The organism is Nautilia profundicola AmH (assembly GCF_000021725.1).
Lineage (GTDB): Bacteria > Campylobacterota > Campylobacteria > Campylobacterales > Nautiliaceae > Nautilia > Nautilia profundicola.
The window spans coordinates 1,640,001-1,660,091 of record NC_012115.1 but is presented as its reverse complement, the minus strand read 5'-3'; the positions used below and the strand labels follow the sequence as shown (position 1 = coordinate 1,660,091).

Sequence of the window (20,091 nt, the reverse complement as noted above, 5' to 3'; positions counted from 1 at the left end):
CCTTAAAAATTTGCTATAATATTAATAAATATATAAGTTTTAAGGAGGCAGTATGTCTGAAAAAGAAAACAAAATCGAATATCCAAGAATGTGGGGATTCAGAATAATAGGCGAAGATAAGGAAAAAATGCGTCAGGCCGTTAAAGAATGTATAAACAACCAGGAATGTAACGTGGAAGACAATAAATCCCACGGTAAATACCACTCTCAAAAATTCGAAGCTTACGTTACAAGCGAAGAGGAAAGAAACGAGTTTTTCAAAAGACTTCAGGAACACAAGGATATCAAATTTGTTCTTTAATCTCTTTTTTTCTACTTTATAACTTATGATAAAATTACATAAAAAAGGCTACCTATGATTACTCTGAACACTCCTATAGATATGCATCTTCATCTGCGTGAAGGTAAGATGCTTCGTGACGTAATCCCTTATACCTATAATCAGTTTGCGGCGGCTGTTGTTATGCCGAACCTCGTACCTCCTGTGGATAACAAAGAAAGACTTGAAAGCTACAGGGATGAGATACTGCAAAACAGTGAAAACTTCACGCCTCTTATGAATGTGTTTATGAGAGAATATACAAAAGAAGAACTTGAAGATTTAAAAAACGATATTTTTGCTATTAAACTTTATCCGGCGGGTATAACTACAAATAGCGAAGCAGGAGTAAAATCGATAGAAAACGTATATCCTGTACTTGAGATTATGCAAGAACTCGGTATTCCTCTTTCAGTGCACGGTGAAACAAACGGATTTGTACTTGACAGGGAGAGGGAATTTGCCGTAGTTTATGAAAAACTCGCACGTGATTTTCCAAACCTTAAAATAATAATGGAGCATATATCAACATATAACCTTGTAGATCTTTTGGATAAGCATGATAATTTATACGCAACTGTCACACTCCATCATCTTCTTTTAACGCTTGACGATCTTATTGGAGGTGCGTTAAATCCGCATAACTTCTGCAAGCCCGTGGTTAAAACACCAAAAGACAGGGATGCTCTTCAGGAGATTGTACGTTCAGGCCATAAAAAAGTAATGTTCGGAAGCGACAGTGCTCCTCATTCGATAGAAAACAAACTTAAAGGTGCGGCAGGGCTTTTCAGTGCACCTGTGATTCTTCCCGCACTTGCTGAATTTTTTGACGGTGACAATGATACGTTCCAAAAATTCATCAGTGATAACGCAAGAGAAAACTTTGATTTAAACATTCCTGAAAAAGAAGTGGTACTTGTGGAAGAAGAGTATATTGCTCCTCAGATGGTAGGGGAAGTTAAACCGATGTTTGCAGGTAAAAGATTTTCTTATAGCGTAAAAAATTTCTAAAAAATTTTTCTTCTCTTTTTTTCCCTAAAATAGGACAAAAAACTCTTATTAAGACAAAAATACTCCCGAAATCGCGGCATTTTTTAAGCGTTAATTAAGAAAAAAGGATATATAATTCTTATTATTGAACAAAAATTCAGGAGTAAAAATGAAAAAAGTAATCAAGCGTGACGGCTCCGTACAAAACTATTTCCCATATAAAATCGAAGATGCGATAAAAAAAGCTTTTGAAGCGACAAACGTATCGTACGATCCACACGTTTTCGAAGAGGTGATCAAGCAGATACAAAAAATAGAAATGCCGGAAGTTGAATATATTCAGGATTTAATAGAGCATTCTTTATACAAACACGGCTATTTTGACGTAATGAAAAACTTTATGCTTTATAGACACCTGCATAAACTCCAAAGGGAAAACCTGCTTGACAGGGAGGCTACATACATCAACTGTAACACCACCATTGACGAATACATCTCAAAACAGGATTGGAGGATTAACGCAAACTCAAATACAGGCTATTCCCATGCAGGGCTTATAAATAATACAGCAGGTAAAGTAATTGCAAACTACTGGCTGGATAAAGTCTATTCTTCAGCCGAAGGAAAAGCACACAGAGACGGAGACTATCATATTCACGATCTTGACTGTCTGGCTCCATACTGTGCGGGGTGGAGTCTTAGAAATCTCCTTAACGAAGGTTTTAACGGTGTAAGAGGAAGGGTTGAAGCAAAGGCTCCCGCACATTTTAGAAGTGCGCTTGGGCAGATGGCGAATTTCCTGGGAATTCTTCAAAGTGAATGGGCCGGGGCTCAGGCATTCAGTAGTTTTGATACGTACCTGGCGCCGTATGTATTTAAAGACAAGCTCTCATACGATGAAATAAAAGAAGCGATTGAAAGTTTTGTATACAACCTAAACGTCCCGGCACGTTGGGGACAGAGTCCGTTTACGAATATTACCATTGACTTTACTGTGCCTGATGATTTGAAAGACCAGATTCCTACACGCAACAACAAACATCTTTTAGAGGGTGTTGAGGATGAAGAACTTTTAAAAAGACTACAAAAAAGAAACCCTAAAATCAAAAAACTGACCGACGCCACTTATAAAGATTTCGAGCCTGAAATGCAGGAAATCATTAAAGCGTTTTATGAGGTAATGACTCACGGGGACAGCGTAGGGCAGCCGTTTACGTTTCCGATTCCGACCGTAAATATTACGGAAGATTTCGACTGGGATTCTCCTGCGGCAAAGGCACTTTGGGAAAATACGGCAAGAATAGGAAGCAGTTATTTTCAAAACTTCATAGGAAGCCAGTATATAATCGATGAAAACGGCAACAGGGTAAGAAACCCGAACGCATACGAACCGGGAGCGGTCAGAAGTATGTGCTGCAGACTCCAGCTTGATTTGAGAGAACTTCTAAAAAGAGGGGGAGGACTTTTCGGTAGTGCGGAGATGACGGGAAGTATCGGAGTTGTAACGATAAATATGGCAAGACTCGGATATCTTTACAAAGGTGATAAAGAAGCACTGCTTGAAAGACTTGAAGATTTGATGGATTTAGCCAAATCAACGCTTGAGAAGAAACGTAAATTCGTTCAGGAAATGTACGATAGAGGCCTTTATCCTTATACAAAAAGATATCTTCCGGGATTTAATAACCACTTCTCAACAATCGGTGTAAACGGTATGAACGAAATGATCAGAAACTTTACGAATGACAGGGAAAATATTGCAAGTGAATGGGGAGTGGAATTTGCAAAAGAAATTCTTGATTTTATGAGAGAAAAACTTAAAAAATATCAGGAAGAAACAGGAAATCTTTATAACCTTGAAGCGACACCTGCGGAAGGTACCACTTACAGATTCGCAAAAGAAGACAAAAAAAGATTCCCTAATATGATTCAGGCGGGATTTGATGATGCACCTTATTATACGAACTCATCCCAGCTGCCTGCAGACTATACGGACGATCCTTTTGAAGCCCTTGAGCTTCAGGATGAGCTGCAGACAATGTATACGGGAGGTACGGTGCTTCATCTTTATATGAGTGAGAAATTAAGTTCACCCGAAGCTGCTAAAAACCTTGTGAAAAAGGCGATTACAAGATTCAGACTGCCTTATATTTCAATTACCCCTGTATTTTCGGTATGTCCGAAACACGGATATATTGCGGGTGAACACGAATACTGTCCTTACTGTGATGCGGAGCTGCTTGAAAAAATTGAAAACGGTGAAATAGATCTTGACGATTAAAATTTAAAAAGGAGAGAAAATGGAAGTAAAAGAACTAAATAAAACAGAAATCTTGGAAAAACTTAAAGACAAAAGAAAAAAATGCATGGTATACACAAGAGTAATGGGTTACCACAGACCGGTAGAGAGTTTCAATATTGGTAAAAAAGCAGAGCATAAAGAAAGAAAATATTTCAAAGAATGTTAGGTATATATTCTATTCAGAAGTTTTCTTCTCTTGATTTTCCCGGACGTCTTTGTGCGATTTTATGGTTTAGCGGCTGTAATATGCGCTGTCCGTACTGTTATAACAAAGACGTCGTATTTGGGGAAAAGCAGATAGAAGAAGACGAGGTGCTGGAATTTCTGAAAAAGCGTATAGGGCTGCTTGACGGTGTAAGTTTTACAGGCGGGGAAGCCACGCTTTATAAAAACATTATTCCTTTTAGCAGAAAAATAAAAGAGATGGGTTTTGAAATCAAGCTCGACACCAACGGATTGAATTTTGACGTTGTGAGAGAAATGGTTGAAGAGAATCTGGTTGATTATATTGCGCTTGATTTTAAAGCACCGCCCGAAAAGTTTGAGACGGTTACCAAAAACAAACATTTCGACAAATACGAAAAAACACTCGATTTTTTAATATCAAGCGATGTTGAATTTGAAGTGCGTACAACGATACATACCGACTTGCTCGATGAAAATGATATAAACGAAATAATTAAAATTCTTCACACTAAAGGCTACAAAGGCAAGTATTACCTTCAAAACTACTTCGAAACCGATAAAGAAACACTCGGTAATATCGGTCCTCAAAAAAGAAAACTTGACACTTCCAAAATATCAGACTTAATACCTGTAGAATTTAGGAATTTTTAGTATAATCAAACAAAAAGAGGATTTATGAGTCTGTTTGATTTGTATTATAAAGACTATGAAGAGTGGTTTGAAAAACACCGCAAAATCTATGAAGAAGAGCTTAAAACCGTAAAAACCCTTTTGCCAAGAGGCAGAGGGATGGAAGTGGGAGTCGGAAGCGGGAGGTTTGCCACGCCTCTTGGTATCAAATTCGGGATAGAACCGAGTCATAAAATGGCTGAAATTGCAAGAAGCAGAGGTATTGAAGTTGTTGAAACTACGGCTGAAAAGATGGATTTTGAGGATGAATTTGATTTTATATTGATGGTTACTACAATATGCTTTGTAAAAGATCCTGAAAAAACTATTTCTAATTGCTACAGAGCACTTAAAAAAGGCGGGTATCTTTTGGTTGCCTTTGTTGATCTGGATTCGCCTCTTGGCAGAATGTATGAAAAAAACAAAGCAAAATCTAAATTTTACGCACCTGCTACGTTTTTTACCAAAAACGATATAATAAACCTAATGAAAAAAGCCGGGTTTAATGATTTTGAATGCAAAGAAAACCTTTACGGTGATAGGCTTGATAGTCTTAAATTCGGAATAAACGACTGCAATGGCGGAGCTTTTAAAGTTGTAAAGGGGAAGAAGTGAATATTAAAGATATGCAGAGAATTATTTCAGACTTCAGGGATGAAAGGGATTGGAAACAGTTTCATACTCCAAAAAATTTAGCCGTATCGATTTCCATAGAAGCAGGGGAGTTACTTGAGCATTTTCAATGGAAAGAAGGGTGTGAAAATAAAAAAGATATTTCATATGAAATGGCTGATATATTAGCATATCTTCTTTTGCTTGCAGATGAATGTTCAATAGATCTTGAAAAAGCATTTTTGGAAAAAATGGAAATAAACAAAAAAAAATATCCCGCCAATAAAGTAAAAGGATCTTCCAAAAAGTATACAGCATATGAAAGTTAAAGAGTTTCTTAAATTAAATAATTTTGAATTTTTAAAAGACGAAAATACAAGCGAATCCGAATTTAGATCTTGGCAAAATTCCCTGCCGCATCTTCAAAAGGCTTTAGAAGGATTGGAAGAGTTTGATATTTATTTAGAATATCAGCTTCCCAATTCTCCTGAAAGAATAGATGTTGTAATAGTAGGAGAAAGTATAATATTTATCGAGCTTAAACAGTGGAGCAGGGAAAATATTGAAATAATAGATAAAAAAATGTTAAAAGTATTGGGAGAAGAAAAACTCAATCCCTATCTTCAGGTTAAAGGATATAAAGAGCATTTTTTACTTCATACAGATTTTAAAAGGGAAATAGTTCCTGTTGTATTTATGCATAATTTCGAAGGTGAAATATACGGTGAAAATATATTTTATAAAAATGAATATGAGAAACTAAATATTTTTCTAAAAGATAAACTGAGTAAACCATCAACATTCAAATATAACGTAATGCCGACAAAAAAACTTGTTGATGTGGTTAAAAATGTTAGAAAGTCCCTTAAACTTTCAACTCTTCAGCAGGAAGTGGCGTATAAAGCCATTAACTCATATAAGAATAAAAGAAATCTTTTAATCACAGGAATGCCTGGCAGTGGGAAAAGCGTACTTGCTTTGAGTCTGCATTTTTATTTTTTGGAAAAAAGCATCACTTCTTCATACATAACAAAAAATGCAACCCCGAGAGTGGTATATGAGTTTGCGTCCGAAGAGAACGCTTATAGGTTGTTGTTACACTCTCCAAATACTTTTAAACAAAGTAAAGTGGCTATTGTAGATGAAGCCCACAGGCTTACAAAAGAACAGATAAATAATATTATAAATGGTTCCGAATCAGCAATACTTTTTTATGACGATAGACAGATAGTTTCATGTGAAGATATTGGAAATGAAATTTATAACTATGTGGATGAGGTTGTAGAATTAACTGATCAATTCAGATGTAATTCTTCGGACGGGTATGTAAGATGGATAGATTCTTTGCTTTACGGAGAAGAAGGAAAAGTAAAGTTTTCATATGATTTTAGAGTGTTTGATGATATTGATGAATTTGTAAAAGCATGTGAGGAATATAATGCAAAAATTACTGCAGGATACTACTGGGAATGGAAAAGTAGGAAAAATAAAAACGCTTATGACATAGAAATAGGTAATCATAAATGGCAATGGAACATGCATGATGAAAAGAACTGGAAAAAGCAATTTTTATGGAGCGTGGATGAATCTCAAAAAGATAAAATCGGATGCATTCATACAGCCCAGGGAATGGAATTTGATTATGCGGGTGTAATAATTGGAGAAGATTTAAGATACGAAAACGGTAAAATTATTGCTGATGTTACAAAAAGAGCGAGTGATGATTTTACGGTAAAAGGCAGATGCGATTATGATAGAATTATCAAAAACACCTACAGAGTCCTTCTGACAAGAGGAATGAAAGGGTGTTTCGTTTACTGTATTGATGAAGGACTTAGGGAGTATTTGAAAAAGGGAATATCATGAGTAACAAATATACAATTAATTCACAAAATATTATTTTAAAAAAATATTGTGAAAAATTTTCTAAAAGCGAAGAAGAATTAAAAATTGAGGGTAATTTATTAAAATTGGGAAATGTAGATATAGATTTAATATCAGTAAATAAGTTGCTTTCTGTTCCAAGCAATGAAAGATTTAAAAATGGAAGTACTAAAATTTTTGTTTTGAATCTAGCGCCTGATACTAATTTAAAAGAAGTAGAGAATAATAATTTTAAAATTAGCAATACTTGTGTTAAAGCAGGATATTGTAGAGATGTTTGTGTAGGAGTTTCTGTTTCTGGACATCAGCAATATATAAAACAATTAATAAGATTAGGCTGTATATTTAATGACTTGTCAAATTTATTTCAAGAGATTGAAGATAAAATAAAATATTATAAATCTGAAAAACGATTTCAAAATATTGTTTTTAGATTAAACAATTTTTCTGATCTTCTTTGGGAAGAAATAGAAATAGATGATTATCAAAGAAAAGAAATAGAATATAAGTATCAAAATGTTTTTTTAAAAAAATTAAGTAATAAAAGTAAGCAAAATCATTATTCGAAGAAAAATATTTTTTCATATTTTCCCGAAATACTTTTTTACGATTACACAAAAATTCCTGAGAGATTTAAGAATTATCTAAAAGGTGATTTTCCAAGAAATTATTTTTTAACTTATTCTTATGATAAAAAAAATACTAAAGATTATCAGAATTTAATTAAATCAATCAATGGGAATATGGTTAAGATCCTTAAGAAAAATCTTCAAAAATTTTCAATTGCTTTTATAGTTGATAAAAAAGTCAAGATTAGTTTATTGAAACATAAATGTAAAATTGAAAATAAATATGAGTATATTGAACTTATTGACGGAGATTTGGATGATTGTAGGATTTTTGATTTAAAAAATCAAGATAGATTGGCAAAAATCGTACTTTTGGAGTATAACGCTAAAACGGGAATTAAAAAAGATAGTGAAGATGAAAAATATTATTTGGATTATAATGAGATAAAAGAAAAAATAGAAGAAATAAATGAGCAATTTAATAAGGCTTTCAATGATAGTTTACCAAAACACTAAATCCGGTTTTTTGGAAGACGTGTTAAGCGGTAGTATAGTAAACCTGCTTGAAACTCTAACGAAAGAAATTTTAAACGTAACCGTTTCTCCGTCGGAAAAGAGATCGTGGGAGAATTCGCTTAGCAAAATGTACATGGTATTAAACGCTTCTAAAATGGAAGATGATGTAATTGTTGCCATTGAATACCAAATTCCTGCGACTTCAAAAAGAATAGACTTTTTGGCTGTTTCGGATAAAAAACTTTTTATCGTAGAATTAAAACAGTGGGAAAGTATTGAAAAAACTTCCATGCCGAATATTGTAAAAACCTATCTTGGAAGGAAAGTAAGGGAAGTTGTTCATCCTTCGTATCAGGTATACAGTTATAAAAGATTTATTGAGGATTTTAATGAATTTGTAAGAAAAAATTTGGAAATAATACCTGTTGTTTTTATGCATAATATGTCAAAAAATAGTGATTTCTTGGATTACGATATTGTAGAAAAAACGGAAGTCTTTTTTAAAGAAGATACAAAAAAACTTGCAGAGTTTTTAGCTGTGAAAGCACCAAAAAAGGATATTTTGGAAAAAATAGACGCTTCCGCGCTTTCTCCGTCCAAATCACTTGTTGATGCAATTGTAAGTATGCTTGAAGGAAATGAAGAGTTTATACTTTTGGATGATCAGAGGGTTGTATTTGAAAAGGCTCTTAGTTTAAAACCTAAAAGCGTATTTATTGTAAAAGGAGGACCGGGAAGCGGAAAAAGCGTAGTGGCGGTTAATTTACTTGCCGAATTTTTAAAAAAAGGCAAAAACGTAAGATATGTAACCAAAAACCTTGCTCCAAGAGAAGTATACAAATCAAAATTAAAAGGTAAATTTAAAAACAAGGTAATAGATTCTTTATTTACATCATCAGGTAGTTTTACTACTACGCTTGAGAATGAGTTTGACGTTTTGATAGTGGACGAGGCTCACAGACTTAACGAAAAAAGCGGACTTTTCGCAAAAGGTGAAAATCAGATAAAAGAAATTATCAATTCTTCAAAAGTTTCAATATTTTTCATAGACGAAGATCAAAAGGTTACATTTAAAGATATCGGATCTGTGGATGAGATAAAAAAATGGGCAAATGAACTAGGAGCTAAAGTTTATGAGGATGAACTTACTTCTCAATTCAGATGTAACGGAAGTGACGGATATCTTGCCTGGCTTGACGATGTATTGGAGATTAAAAATACCGCAAATAAAACACTTGAGGGAATAGAATATGATTTTAGGGTGTTTGATGATGTCAATGAAATGTATGAAACATTGAATAAATATAAAAATTCAGCCATAGTTGCGGGATACTGCTGGGACTGGGTGAGTAAAAAAGAAGATGTTGACGATATAGTGATAGGAAATTTCAGTAAAAAATGGAATTTGGCTGATGACGGAGCACTTTGGATTATGAAAAATTCTTTAAATCAGATAGGATGTATTCATACTGTTCAGGGACTTGAAGTTGATTATATAGGCGTAATCATCGGGAATGACTTAAGATATGAAGATGGTATAATAACTGATCCGTCTAAAAGAGCAAAAACAGATAAATCTTTATCAGGATATAAAAAAATGCTTAAAGAAGATCCTTTAAAAGCAGAGGGAATGGCAGATCAAATTATAAAAAACACTTACAGAGTGCTTATGAGTAGAGGAATGAAAGGTTGTTTTGTGTATTGTGCGGATAAAAATTTAAAAGAATATTTAAGGAAAAGAATATGAAATTTTCAATAGTTTTTGACAATTACATAGCAAATGAAAAACTGGAGAGTTTTTGGGGGTTTTCGTGTGTAATCAATGACTATTTTCTTTTTGATACGGGAAGCAACGGGCGTGCACTTGTAAGAAACATAGCAAAAATGGGATTTGATATTAATGAGTTTAAATACCTTTTTATATCCCATCCTCATTGGGATCATATAGGCGGAATCGACAGTATTGTGGATGTAAACAGAAAAATGAGTCTGATACTACCTAATTCGCTCTCAAAACTTTATATAAAAGATCTAAAAACGCTTTCACGTGAAACAATTGTAGTGGACAGTAGTCCTAAGAAACTTTTTGGAAGTTTTTATACTACGGGTGTGATGGAGCCAATAGGAGAGCAGAGTCTTGTGATTGACGAGGGGGAATTCAGTGTGGTTGTAACAGGCTGTGCTCATCCCGGAATCGTAAATATTGTAAAAAGAGCAATAGAAATGCTGGGCAAACCTGTTTTATACGCATTGGGAGGTTTTCATCTTATGAGAAGCTCCGAAGCAGCGATAATTGAAACAATTAGCGAACTTAAAAATTTAGGAGTAGAATACGTTACTCCTACCCATTGCAGTGGAGATATTGCGATAGAAATGTTTAAAGAAGCATACGGGGAGAATTATATCCCGGGAGGAGTAGGAAGGGTGATAGAGTTTTGAAAAAGCTGATACTTTTTTTAGCCGTTTTTCTTTTTGCTAATCCTCTTTTTACCATTAACGAATACAGAAATGCCGTAAGGCTTAATCCTTTAGATGAGAATCCTTCTTTAACGCTTGCGGCTAAATGGCATGCAAAATATATTTATGCCAATAATGAAATTACTCATATACAAAGAAAATACGGAAGATATTTTAGTGGAAAAACACCTGCGGATAGAGCTATCTCATGCGGATATGAGAGCAGGTATGTGATAGAAAATCTTTCACGAGGTGAAAAGAGCTATAATGAATCCATAAAAGATCTATTCGGTGCGATATATCACAGGTTCGGGTTTTTAAATTTCAATATAAATGAAATAGGCTATTATAAGCTGAACGATATTTATGTTTACAATATGGGTAACAGTTTTATAAACAGAGCCTGTAAAATAAAAAGCGATTATAAAAGCGGATTTGCAGGGCTTTGCAGGGATAAAAACAAAATTATTCCAAAGGGCGTATATTATGACCAGATGAAAACAAATCCTCAGATGGTAACTTGGCCTTATGACGGAATGAAAAACACTCCCGCCGTATTTTATGAAGAAATTCCGGATCCTCTGCCTGAATATGGAGTATGCGGATATCCTGTAAGTATCAGTTTTAATCCGTACTATTATGAAAATAAAAAAATCAGTCTTATATCTTTTGAACTCTATAAAAACGGTAAAAAAGTGGAAAAAACCAAAATAATTACTTACAAAAACGATGTAAACCGTATGCTTAAAAAAACCCAGTTTGTACTTTTCCCGCTTGAAAGGCTCGAATACGGAGCTCATTATGATGTAAAGGCGGATTTCATAATAAACGGCAGGATGAAAAGTTTTGAGTGGGGGTTTGACGTCGAGGAAAAAAGAATACCGGTAATTACCGTAATCGGTACAAACGGAAAATATTTTATAAAATCAAATATCACATATTTGATCTATTTTAAACCTTTAAACTCTAACGATAGGCTTTCTGGGTTAAAATATGAATATATAAAGGGCTTAAAAATAAACAAAATAGGCTATAAAGACGCAAATACCATCTATTTAAACATTTCTGGATATCCTGGTAAAAAACTTAAAATCACTACAAAAAAAAGAAAAATTATTTTAGTTATAAAGGATTAAAATGAAAAAGGTTGTTTTTTTAATTTTAACAATATTGTTTATCGCAGGGTGTGCAAGTAAAGAAATAAACAACACAGATACAATTCAAATGCAAAAACAGGATGCCGAAAAGGCGTGGAGAGAATTAGATAATCAGTAGTTAATTTTTGGGTTTATGTCTTACACGTCTTAATTCTTTTTCAATGATATCGTCGTAAGCCCATTTTTTAAGTGTTTTTTCGATTACATCTTCCGGCAGCGAAGGTGTGTCGTACATTCCTTTTGCGGCTCTTTGTCTTTGTGCTTCATATAAGATTACGGCGTTTGCAACGGATACGTTAAGAGACTGGCTCATACCGTACATCGGGATTATTACTTTTTTATCCGCGTATTTTATACTTATATCGCTTGCGCCGTCCACTTCGTTACCGAGTACTATAAGAGTTGGTTTTGTATAATCTACTTCTCTGAAATCAACCGTTTCCTCATCAAGAAGGGTTACCACAACCTGATAACCTTCTTTTTTTATGTTTTTGTAAAACTCTTCAATATCTTCAACATATTCATGAAATATCCACTTATGTGCTCCCATTGTTATGTCATTGTTTAGTCTAACTTTTCTCTGATGTCTGTAATAAAGTTTACCTACATTTACAGCATCGCACGTTCTGACGATTGCCGAGAGGTTGTGAGATGAGAATACGTAATCCATAAACACTCTCAGGGTGTTTTGACGGGTATTTAGGATGTTTTTCATTTTTTCAAGACGCTCTTCGCTTACAAGATACAAGATTTTCCTTTTTGAATGGAATTATACTAATTTCTTTTAAACATACTCAAAAACAGCCCCCCAGCCGCAAGTATAACGATAACCGGTGTCGGGGCCAAATCATAAAAATAGCTTATCAGTATACCGCTAATAATAAATACGGCGGAGAGGAATGAGCTTAAAACGATCATCTGATAAAATTTTCTTGTAAATTTTTCCGCAATAAGAGGCGGAATGGTAAAAAGCGCCAGGATTAATATAATACCGATAGCCCGTACGCTCATTACAATCGTAAGGGAAGTTAATACTAAAAAATAGGTATACAATAAAGCCCCGTTTATTCCTCTGACTTTGAGAAACTCCATATCATAGCTCATTGCCAGAAATCTGTTGTAAAGAATGATAATTGATACTAAAAGCAGCAGATCTACACCGCTCATCATAAAAAGATCGCTTTTTTCAATTAAAAGTATGTTCCCGAAAAGATAACTGAGCGCGTCAGCATTATACCCCGGTGCCAGATTTAAAAATATAATACCCACACTCATTCCAAGCGCCCATATTACACCTATCAGACTGTCGGCCCGGTGTTTGTAATAGATCGTAATTACTGCAAGAAGCAGTGCCAAAAACAGTGTAAAAATAGTAGTCGAAAGTAGTATATTGACACCTAAAAATATACCGATTCCGATACCACCAAAACTTCCGTGAGCAATGCTTCCGGTAATTGAGGTTGCTTTGTTGATAACTATCAGGCTTCCTATAATTCCTATCGCAATGCTTATTAGTATCCCGGCATATATGGAGTTTCCTATTAAATCCCACACGTTTCATCCTTTAAAAATTCTATAAGTTCAACTTCACAGAAATGTTTATCTTTAGGGATATTTAGTTTAGGTCCCTCATGAATTACCGCTTTTTTGTTGATAAAGGCAATTTTGTCCACTTTTCTTAGAAGTATTTTTATATCATGGCTTACCACGACCCTTGTGATCTCAAGGTTTTCGATGAGGTCCAAAATCTCTTTTTGCCCAGTAGGGTCGATTGCACTTGTCGGCTCGTCCATTATTATTATTTTAGGTTCGCTTACAAGTGCCCTGGCAATAAGCACTTTTTGTCTCTGTCCCCCTGAAAGGTCTTTTATTTTTCTGTTTTTAAATTCTTCAATTTTCAGTGTTTTAAGTACTTCTTCGGCTTTTTCTATGTCTTTATTGTTGTAAAAAAACTTTCCCTTTTTTAGTCTTCCCTGAAGCACTATGTCAAATACCGTAATAGGAATATCAAGTGAAAAGTTTGTGTGCTGAGGTACATATCCTATAAGCTCGCTCACTTCCTGAGGCGATTTGCCGTATATTTTAATTTCTCCCTTAAAAGGCTTCAAAAATCCCAGTATCAGTTTCAAAAGAGTCGTTTTACCGCCTCCGTTAGGACCGATTATAGCCATAAATTCTTTGTCTTCAAGGCTGAAATTTATATTTTCAAGCACCGTTTCTTTGTCGTATTTAAAATAAAGGTTACTAACTTCAAGTGCTTTCATTTAAGCACCTCTGTGAGTTGATTTATGGTATCTTCCGGTCTTTCGTTTAAAGGCGATACGACAACCACTTTCGCACCTATTTTATCGGCTACTATTTTTGCGTATTTGGTAGGGAATTCAGGCGAAATTATTACCGTTTTTACGCCGTTTGCTTTTGCGAGTTTGATAATTTTGGCAAGGTATGCGAAACTCGGGGCTTTTCCTTCTTTTTGTATGGCGATTTGTTTAATGTGAAAATCTTTTGCGAAATAGTAAAATGAAGGATGAAACGTAATAAACGCTTTTTGGTGTATGTTTTTAAATCCTTTAACTTCAAGGTTTGCAAGCGTTTTAATATAGCTTTTGTAATTGTTTAGATAATATGCCCTGTTTGTCGGATCGCTATCAATCAATGTGTCAAGAACCGTTTTTGCCTGAAGCTGTAAGAGGGCTGGGCTTAGCCAGATATGCGGGTTGTTGGTTGTTTTGATAAGGTTTCCGAAATATAAGATTTTAATTTCAGGATTGATTTCTTGTATTTTAGAAAGATACTTTTTATCAAACGGCACACCTATTGTGAAATAAATATCCGATTTTTTCAGCTCTTTTAACTGTTTAAAATTAGGTGCATATGTGGCAGGGGAATTCCCTGGAGGCACCATTACGTTAACGTTTACCTTGTCGCCTCCGATAGCTTTTACAACGCCTTTTTGAGGTAGTATCGTTACGCTTATATTCAACGCAAAAAGCGGTGTCAGAAAAAATAAAATCAATAAAACTTTTAATTTTTCACTTTTCACTGGTAACTGTTTTGCATTCATCACATATTCCTTTAAATATAACTTCTATTTCTTCTATATCGTATTCGCTGTAATTGGAAAGGCTTAAAATATCCTCGGCGTTAAAAGGTTTAAGACAATAGATCTTTTTACAGACCCTGCATTCAAAATGCGGATGTATAGGATTGTGGATTTTACAGTTCAGTTCATAAAAGCCCACACCTTCACTGTTTTTAATTTCTCTGATTGTCTGTTTTTTAAGCAGGTGTTTTATATTCCTATAGATCGTGGCTTTATCTACATTTAAAATATTCTGCAACTCTTTTGCACTTAAAAGATGTTTTTCTTCTAACAACAAAGCTATTTTAAGTTCGGTTTTTTTAAGATTTTCTATATTTTCACAACTCATAATGAAATTATATCAAAATGCAACTGAGTTGCAAAATTAATGCTTGGGAGTAAATCCGAAAACTTTTTTAAACTCTTTTATAAAATGGCTCTGATCGCTAAATCCGGCACTTACCGCCACGATTGAGAGGCTGTTTTCTTTTTTCATAAGTTCAAGTGCGTAATTTAAGCGTTTAACTATTATGTATTGATGAGGGGTGAGTCCGAGCTGGTTTTTAAAAAGCCTCAAAAAATGATATTTGCTTAAACTTTCAGATTCTGCAAGGGTTTGCAGGTCGAGTTTTTGTGTAAAGTTTTCATCAATCAGCTGAATAGATCTTTTTAATTTTATATCGGGAAGCTCAATCTCCTGGGTGTAGGAAATCAGCTTTTCAAAGAAGAAATATACCGCTTCTTCGTTTTTGTTGTACATCTTGCAAAAAAGCGTATTGATTTCGTTTGAGGTTATTTTGTTTTGAAAGTTTAGATCTTTTGCAGAAGCGATTTCAAAGGTTATTTGATTGACGAAATCTTTTTCCAGTACAATACTTTTATATTCCCATATACCGGATTTAACAAGATGTATTTCATTCGGATTTATAATCCTGAAATCGTTTTTTTCATAGTTAAGGGTTTTGTTTTTAAATTCGACAATACACGATCCGTTTGTAATAAGCGCAAAAGAGTATGTCTGGTGAAAATGCGGTTTAAATTCCGTATTGTTGTGAATATCCTCAATATATGCCGCAGTTTTGTCGAATTTAATCATATTTAACCTTTTTGAAATATAATTATTGTATCATTGAATTGATTAAAATCATAGAAAAAAATTGCGGAGTGTAATATGTTTAAAAAAGCCTTTTATCTTTGGCTTGATATTGCTATATTTATGTATATTATAATTGTTGTGGACTTTATGCTGTTTGAAGATTTACTAATCTATTGGGGATTGTTTTTTTATATGAAAGAAATATTTATCGGGCTTTTTACTGTAACGATATTATTTAGCATATTTGCAATAGGTTATTTTTTTGAAAAACACGGAATCGTTACGTTTCAAAACAGGTTTACAGGGTATTTAAAGCTCTACTTTGCCATTCTTTGGAGGGCTTTGGTTTTCGTAGTGCCGGCAGTAGGCTTTATTGCTTACATATATCACGGAAGTATAGGGAGCAGGATTGCGACTATATTTATTGAAATATTAGACGGGTTGCCTGCGATTTATTGGTATTTGAAAAAAATTTCAAAAAATTCTTGACATGAATTAAATTTTTGCATATAATTTCAATCCACATTCCGGCGTAGCTCAGTCGGTAGAGCAAACGGCTGTTAACCGTTGGGTCAGAGGTTCGAGTCCTCTCGCCGGAGCCATTTAAAAATCTTACTATTTAGTGTCTGTCACTTTTATATGCCGGCGTAGCTCAGTTGGCTAGAGCAGCTGATTTGTAATCAGCAGGTCGGGGGTTCGAGTCCCTTCGCCGGCTCCACTTACAAATTTCTAATCATTAGTAGTGTTAAGTTATGTTTCATAAAATAAACATATAGTGTAAATGAATTCAAATTACGTATAAAATACACAATAACAAGAAATGTTAAACTGTATTTCACTGCAGTACCTGAGAATAGGTAAATTAGATAAGAAAATGTTTATCAATTATTTATTAATAAACCAATCAATCCTTAAAATCAATTAGTAACAATTAATCAAACAGAAAAATGAACCTCACTACTTATATAGTGCCAGACACTTTTTATATAGAATACCTAAACAGGCCAAAAGGCCTTGTAGAGGAGGTTTTAAAACTTTTAAGGAGGGGAAATTGAGTTTGAATTATAACGAAAAAATCTTAATTTTCGCTTAATTCTTTCTCAAAAGATCTGCTTGTAATTACATATTTGTTATTCATAAACATAAATTCAAGATAATAAGCATGAAGCATAAGCCTTTTTGCTCCCGTTTTTTCAATACGTTCTTTTTCATCAATCAGTTTATTTAAGTATCTGTCGGCAAATTCGTTATCAACCCCGTATAGCGGATCCCCTACTATCGGATGGCCAATGCTGAAAAGATGGACTCTTATCTGATGCTGTCTGCCTGTAAGCGGAATGCATTCCACAAGTGTGTTTTCACCTATTTTTTTAATCGGTTTGATTATCGTAACCGATTCTTTTCCTTCAGGATGGATCATCACTTTTACTTTAATGTTTTCATCTTTATTAACGGCAATAGGTTTTTTGATTGTCAGATCTTTTTCAAGGTGTCCTTTTACCAAAGCCAGGTATTTTTTTTGAATTTCTTTATCCTGAAAGGCTTTTTTTAGGACAGATTCGCTGAATTTGTTTTTGCTGGCCATTACAAGGCCGCTTGTTTCTTTATCGAGTCTGTGTACGAGGTTCGCATCATTCCCCCATAAAGATCTAACATCATCAAGCAGGCTCTTTGTATTGGCGAGTTTTTTAGGATGTATCGCCACGCCGCTTGGTTTGTCAAATACGGCGAAGTGTGTTGTTTCAAATATCGGTTTTAGTCCGTAGCCGTTAGGTTCGAATACTATACATTTTAGTCTGCCTGTAGCTCTTTGAGATTTTTTCGTAATTCTTTTATCGTTTACGCTTACTCTTCCCCTGTCAATCGCCCTTTTGGCTTCGCGTACGTTGAAACCCAGTTTTTTGACTAAAAAATCGAGGACTTTTTCATCTTTTATTTCAAATTCTTTGACAATGAAGCCCATTATTTAATCATATCCGAAAAATCTTTCTTTTTTCCCATTGCGGTTAAATCGTCGAGTGAAGTCAAGCCGCTGTTTATCTCTCCGACGTCGGTATCCACTTTTTTCTGCAGTTCTTCAAGCTGTTTTTTGTATTTTTGCATCTCTTCTTTCATTTCTTCAAGTTCAAGCTCTTTTCTGATATCAGCCGTTGCGTCTCTCCACATTTTTTTAATTTTTCCTACAAATCTTCCAATTTGAACCATAGCTTCGGGAAGTTTGTCCGGACCTAAAACAATAATAGCAATAACGGCAATAAATAGTATTTCGGTAAATCCCATATCTGGCATATCGGACCTTTTTTCCTGAATTATATCACAACTACGTTAATTTGATACAATTACATTAAAAAAGGCTGGGTATGGTTGAAAGATACGCAAGAGAAGAAATGAAAAAACTCTGGGATATGAACGCAAAGTATAAAGCGTGGCTTGATGTGGAAATAGCGGCGGTGAAAGCGTGGAATAAACTTGGGCTTATTCCTGATGAAGACGCAAAAAAAATCGAACAAAACGCTAAATTTGACATTAAAAGAATAGATGAAATCGAAAGAGAAACAAAACACGACGTTATCGCATTCTTAACAAGTGTGGCGGAGAGCCTCGGGGAAGAGAGCAGATGGGTTCATTACGGTATGACTTCAAGTGACACTATCGATACCGCGGTTGCACTTCAGATGAGAGATTCACTTAAAATAATTATCGATGATGTAAAAATGGTAATGGAATCAATCAAAAAAAGAGCCATGGAGCATAAATATACTTTGATGGTCGGAAGAAGTCACGGTATTCACGGTGAGCCGATTACATTCGGACTTGTTTTGTCAATCTGGTATGATGAAATGAAAAGACATCTTAAAAACCTTGAAGAAACGCTTGAAGTAATCAGTGTCGGTAAAATCAGCGGTGCTATGGGTAACTTCGCACATGCTCCTGTTGAGCTTGAAGAGCTTACGTGTGAATTTTTAGGTCTCAAACCTGCACCGATTTCAAATCAGGTAATCCAAAGGGACAGATACGCAAGACTTGCGTCAGCTCTTGGACTTCTCGCTTCTACAGTTGAGAAAATTGCAGTAAATATCAGACATTTCCAAAGAACGGAAGTTTATGAAGCTGAAGAATTTTTCTCAAAAGGGCAAAAAGGTTCTTCCGCAATGCCTCATAAAAGAAATCCTGTTTTAAGCGAAAATATCACAGGACTTGCGAGAATCATCAGAAGTTATACGGTTCCTGCAATGGAAAACGTGGCACTTTGGCATGAAAGAGATATAAGCCACAGCTCAACCGAAAGATTCTGGCTTCCTGATGCGTTTATTACGACTGATTTTATGCTACACAGACTAAACAACATTATTGCAAACCTTGTCGTATATCCGGAAAACATGATGAAAAACCTAAACCTGACAGGTGGACTTGTGTTTTCTCAAAGAGTTCTGCTTGAACTTCCTAAAAGAGGTGTCAGCAGAGAAGACGCATACAAAATCGTTCAAAGAAACGCTATGAAAGTATGGGAAGAGATTCAAAAAGGACACGCCCCTCTAAATGAAAAAGGTGAAAGTCTTTTCCTTGAAAACTTATTAAAAGACGAAGATCTTAAAAAATATCTGAGTGATGAAGAAATCAGAGGACTTTTCGATTATGATTACTATACAAGAAATGTGGACAGAATTTATAAAAGAGTTTACGGGGAGTAATTGAGAATTGAGAATGGAGAATGGAGAATTAAGGGTTGAACTGGTAAACTTTAAAACTTCAAAAGATTATGAATACAATCTAAAGCGGGTGGTTGAAACAGTTGAAAATTCACCCGCCGATTTTCTTCTTTTTCCTGAAGTGTGTCTTACCGGATTTGATTATGAAAAGTGGAATGAAGTTAACTTATTTGGCGAATATGCTTTAAAAGAACTTTCAAAATTAACCAAACCTTTTGCGCTTACATTAATATATAATAATAAAAATTATTTTTGTTTATTTGATAGCGGCCTTAAATATGAGAGGGCTAAATATAATCTGTTTGGAGATGAAAACAGATATTTTGAAATTGGAAGCAAGCCTGAAATTTTTGAATTTAGAGGTTTAAAATGTGCAAGTCTTGTCTGCTTTGAGCTTAGATTCCTTGAATACTGGCAAAGTTTCAGAGGTGTGGATATTATATTTGTACCCGCAAGATGGGGAAAAGAGAGGATTGAACATTTTAAAACTCTAAATAAAGCCCTTTCGCTATCCACTCAGTCTCAGGTAATTTCGGTAAACA

At 34.6% G+C, this 20,091-nt stretch carries 24 protein-coding genes and 2 tRNA genes (1 of these 26 cut by a window edge); 18 read left to right on the top strand and 8 right to left on the bottom strand.

Features of this window, described 5'->3' with window-relative positions; genetic code table 11:
- Positions 1–52: 52 nt before the first annotated feature.
- The 13 genes from NAMH_RS08785 to NAMH_RS09195 all read left to right on the top strand — a co-directional run bounded on the left by NAMH_RS08785 (position 53) and on the right by NAMH_RS09195 (position 11,779).
- Positions 53–301: an HP0495 family protein gene (locus tag NAMH_RS08785; protein WP_015902641.1), complete on the top strand. Its 249-nt coding sequence runs from the start codon at positions 53–55 to the stop codon at positions 299–301.
- 54 nt (positions 302–355) lie between these two features.
- On the top strand, positions 356–1,330 hold the full coding sequence (gene pyrC / locus NAMH_RS08780; RefSeq protein WP_015901826.1) for a dihydroorotase: 975 nt from the start codon (positions 356–358) through the stop codon (positions 1,328–1,330).
- A 148-nt stretch (positions 1,331–1,478) separates the two neighbouring features.
- Entirely contained in the window at positions 1,479–3,590 is a 2,112-nt protein-coding gene (locus tag NAMH_RS08775) for a ribonucleoside triphosphate reductase (RefSeq protein ID WP_015902568.1), read from the top strand.
- A gap of 19 nt (positions 3,591–3,609) precedes the next feature.
- The gene (gene nrdD / locus NAMH_RS09375; protein WP_012663897.1) at positions 3,610–3,777 is read left to right on the top strand and encodes an anaerobic ribonucleoside-triphosphate reductase; all 168 of its coding nucleotides are present in this window, start codon (positions 3,610–3,612) and stop codon (positions 3,775–3,777) included.
- The gene (locus NAMH_RS08765) at positions 3,771–4,448 is read left to right on the top strand and encodes an anaerobic ribonucleoside-triphosphate reductase activating protein (protein WP_015901761.1); all 678 of its coding nucleotides are present in this window, start codon (positions 3,771–3,773) and stop codon (positions 4,446–4,448) included. The genes nrdD and NAMH_RS08765 overlap by 7 nt, the downstream gene beginning before the upstream one ends.
- 24 nt (positions 4,449–4,472) lie before the next feature.
- A complete protein-coding gene (locus NAMH_RS08760; protein WP_012663746.1) occupies positions 4,473–5,081 on the top strand; it encodes a class I SAM-dependent methyltransferase in 609 nt (202 codons plus the stop codon).
- Complete coding sequence (locus tag NAMH_RS08755; RefSeq protein ID WP_015902240.1) at positions 5,078–5,407, top strand: nucleotide pyrophosphohydrolase; 330 nt, start codon at positions 5,078–5,080, stop codon at positions 5,405–5,407. The genes NAMH_RS08760 and NAMH_RS08755 overlap by 4 nt, the downstream gene beginning before the upstream one ends.
- A complete protein-coding gene (locus tag NAMH_RS08750) occupies positions 5,397–6,944 on the top strand; it encodes a DNA/RNA helicase domain-containing protein (RefSeq protein ID WP_015901735.1) in 1,548 nt (515 codons plus the stop codon). The genes NAMH_RS08755 and NAMH_RS08750 overlap by 11 nt, the downstream gene beginning before the upstream one ends.
- Entirely contained in the window at positions 6,941–8,047 is a 1,107-nt protein-coding gene (locus NAMH_RS08745) for a GP88 family protein (protein ID WP_015902195.1), read from the top strand. The genes NAMH_RS08750 and NAMH_RS08745 overlap by 4 nt, the downstream gene beginning before the upstream one ends.
- Positions 8,025–9,794, top strand: a complete 1,770-nt coding sequence (locus NAMH_RS08740) for a DNA/RNA helicase domain-containing protein (protein ID WP_012663744.1) — start codon at positions 8,025–8,027, stop codon at positions 9,792–9,794. The genes NAMH_RS08745 and NAMH_RS08740 overlap by 23 nt, the downstream gene beginning before the upstream one ends.
- The gene (locus NAMH_RS08735; protein ID WP_015901956.1) at positions 9,791–10,486 is read left to right on the top strand and encodes an MBL fold metallo-hydrolase; all 696 of its coding nucleotides are present in this window, start codon (positions 9,791–9,793) and stop codon (positions 10,484–10,486) included. The genes NAMH_RS08740 and NAMH_RS08735 overlap by 4 nt, the downstream gene beginning before the upstream one ends.
- On the top strand, positions 10,483–11,640 hold the full coding sequence (locus NAMH_RS08730; RefSeq protein ID WP_015902718.1) for a CAP domain-containing protein: 1,158 nt from the start codon (positions 10,483–10,485) through the stop codon (positions 11,638–11,640). Before NAMH_RS08735 ends, NAMH_RS08730 begins: the two co-directional genes overlap by 4 nt.
- A gap of 1 nt (position 11,641) precedes the next feature.
- On the top strand, positions 11,642–11,779 hold the full coding sequence (locus NAMH_RS09195; RefSeq protein ID WP_012663704.1) for a putative periplasmic lipoprotein: 138 nt from the start codon (positions 11,642–11,644) through the stop codon (positions 11,777–11,779).
- On the opposite strand, the gene NAMH_RS08725 is transcribed toward NAMH_RS09195, so the two are convergent.
- The 6 genes from NAMH_RS08725 to NAMH_RS08700 are packed head-to-tail and all read right to left on the bottom strand — an operon-like array spanning position 11,780 to position 15,839.
- A complete protein-coding gene (locus NAMH_RS08725; RefSeq protein ID WP_015902065.1) occupies positions 11,780–12,409 on the bottom strand; it encodes a TrmH family RNA methyltransferase in 630 nt (209 codons plus the stop codon). It lies immediately after the preceding gene.
- Between the two features lie 26 nt (positions 12,410–12,435).
- The gene (locus NAMH_RS08720) at positions 12,436–13,215 is read right to left on the bottom strand and encodes a metal ABC transporter permease (RefSeq protein ID WP_012663889.1); all 780 of its coding nucleotides are present in this window, start codon (positions 13,213–13,215) and stop codon (positions 12,436–12,438) included.
- Complete coding sequence (locus NAMH_RS08715; RefSeq protein ID WP_015902578.1) at positions 13,203–13,925, bottom strand: metal ABC transporter ATP-binding protein; 723 nt, start codon at positions 13,923–13,925, stop codon at positions 13,203–13,205. The genes NAMH_RS08720 and NAMH_RS08715 overlap by 13 nt, the downstream gene beginning before the upstream one ends.
- Entirely contained in the window at positions 13,922–14,725 is an 804-nt protein-coding gene (locus NAMH_RS08710; RefSeq protein ID WP_015902311.1) for a metal ABC transporter solute-binding protein, Zn/Mn family, read from the bottom strand. Before NAMH_RS08710 ends, NAMH_RS08715 begins: the two co-directional genes overlap by 4 nt.
- Positions 14,694–15,092 (bottom strand): Fur family transcriptional regulator, encoded by a 399-nt coding sequence (locus tag NAMH_RS08705; protein WP_015902453.1) that lies wholly within the window; start codon positions 15,090–15,092, stop codon positions 14,694–14,696. Before NAMH_RS08705 ends, NAMH_RS08710 begins: the two co-directional genes overlap by 32 nt.
- Before the next feature lie 36 nt (positions 15,093–15,128).
- Entirely contained in the window at positions 15,129–15,839 is a 711-nt protein-coding gene (locus NAMH_RS08700) for an AraC family transcriptional regulator (RefSeq protein ID WP_015901715.1), read from the bottom strand.
- Between the two features lie 75 nt (positions 15,840–15,914).
- Between NAMH_RS08700 and NAMH_RS08695 the strand changes: the two genes are divergently transcribed.
- From NAMH_RS08695 to NAMH_RS08685, 3 genes are all read left to right on the top strand, one after another.
- The gene (locus NAMH_RS08695) at positions 15,915–16,328 is read left to right on the top strand and encodes a hypothetical protein (protein ID WP_015902135.1); all 414 of its coding nucleotides are present in this window, start codon (positions 15,915–15,917) and stop codon (positions 16,326–16,328) included.
- A gap of 37 nt (positions 16,329–16,365) precedes the next feature.
- Positions 16,366–16,441 (top strand) — tRNA-Asn (locus NAMH_RS08690).
- Between the two features lie 39 nt (positions 16,442–16,480).
- A tRNA-Thr gene (locus NAMH_RS08685) sits at positions 16,481–16,557 on the top strand.
- Between the two features lie 360 nt (positions 16,558–16,917).
- On the opposite strand, the gene NAMH_RS08680 is transcribed toward NAMH_RS08685, so the two are convergent.
- Together NAMH_RS08680 and tatB are read right to left on the bottom strand one after the other, a co-directional pair.
- Positions 16,918–17,802, bottom strand: a complete 885-nt coding sequence (locus NAMH_RS08680) for an RluA family pseudouridine synthase (RefSeq protein ID WP_015901991.1) — start codon at positions 17,800–17,802, stop codon at positions 16,918–16,920.
- On the bottom strand, positions 17,802–18,128 hold the full coding sequence (tatB, locus tag NAMH_RS08675) for a Sec-independent protein translocase protein TatB (RefSeq protein WP_015902120.1): 327 nt from the start codon (positions 18,126–18,128) through the stop codon (positions 17,802–17,804). The genes NAMH_RS08680 and tatB overlap by 1 nt, the downstream gene beginning before the upstream one ends.
- 71 nt (positions 18,129–18,199) lie before the next feature.
- Between tatB and purB the strand changes: the two genes are divergently transcribed.
- Entirely contained in the window at positions 18,200–19,531 is a 1,332-nt protein-coding gene (purB, locus tag NAMH_RS08670) for an adenylosuccinate lyase (RefSeq protein WP_012663666.1), read from the top strand.
- Positions 19,532–19,544: 13 nt separating this feature from the next.
- Positions 19,545–20,091, top strand: partial view of a carbon-nitrogen hydrolase family protein gene (locus tag NAMH_RS08665; RefSeq protein ID WP_041361683.1) — the 5' portion only. 140 nt of this gene lie beyond the right edge of the window; only the first 547 of its 687 coding nucleotides appear in the window; it begins with the start codon at positions 19,545–19,547; the stop codon falls past the right edge of the window.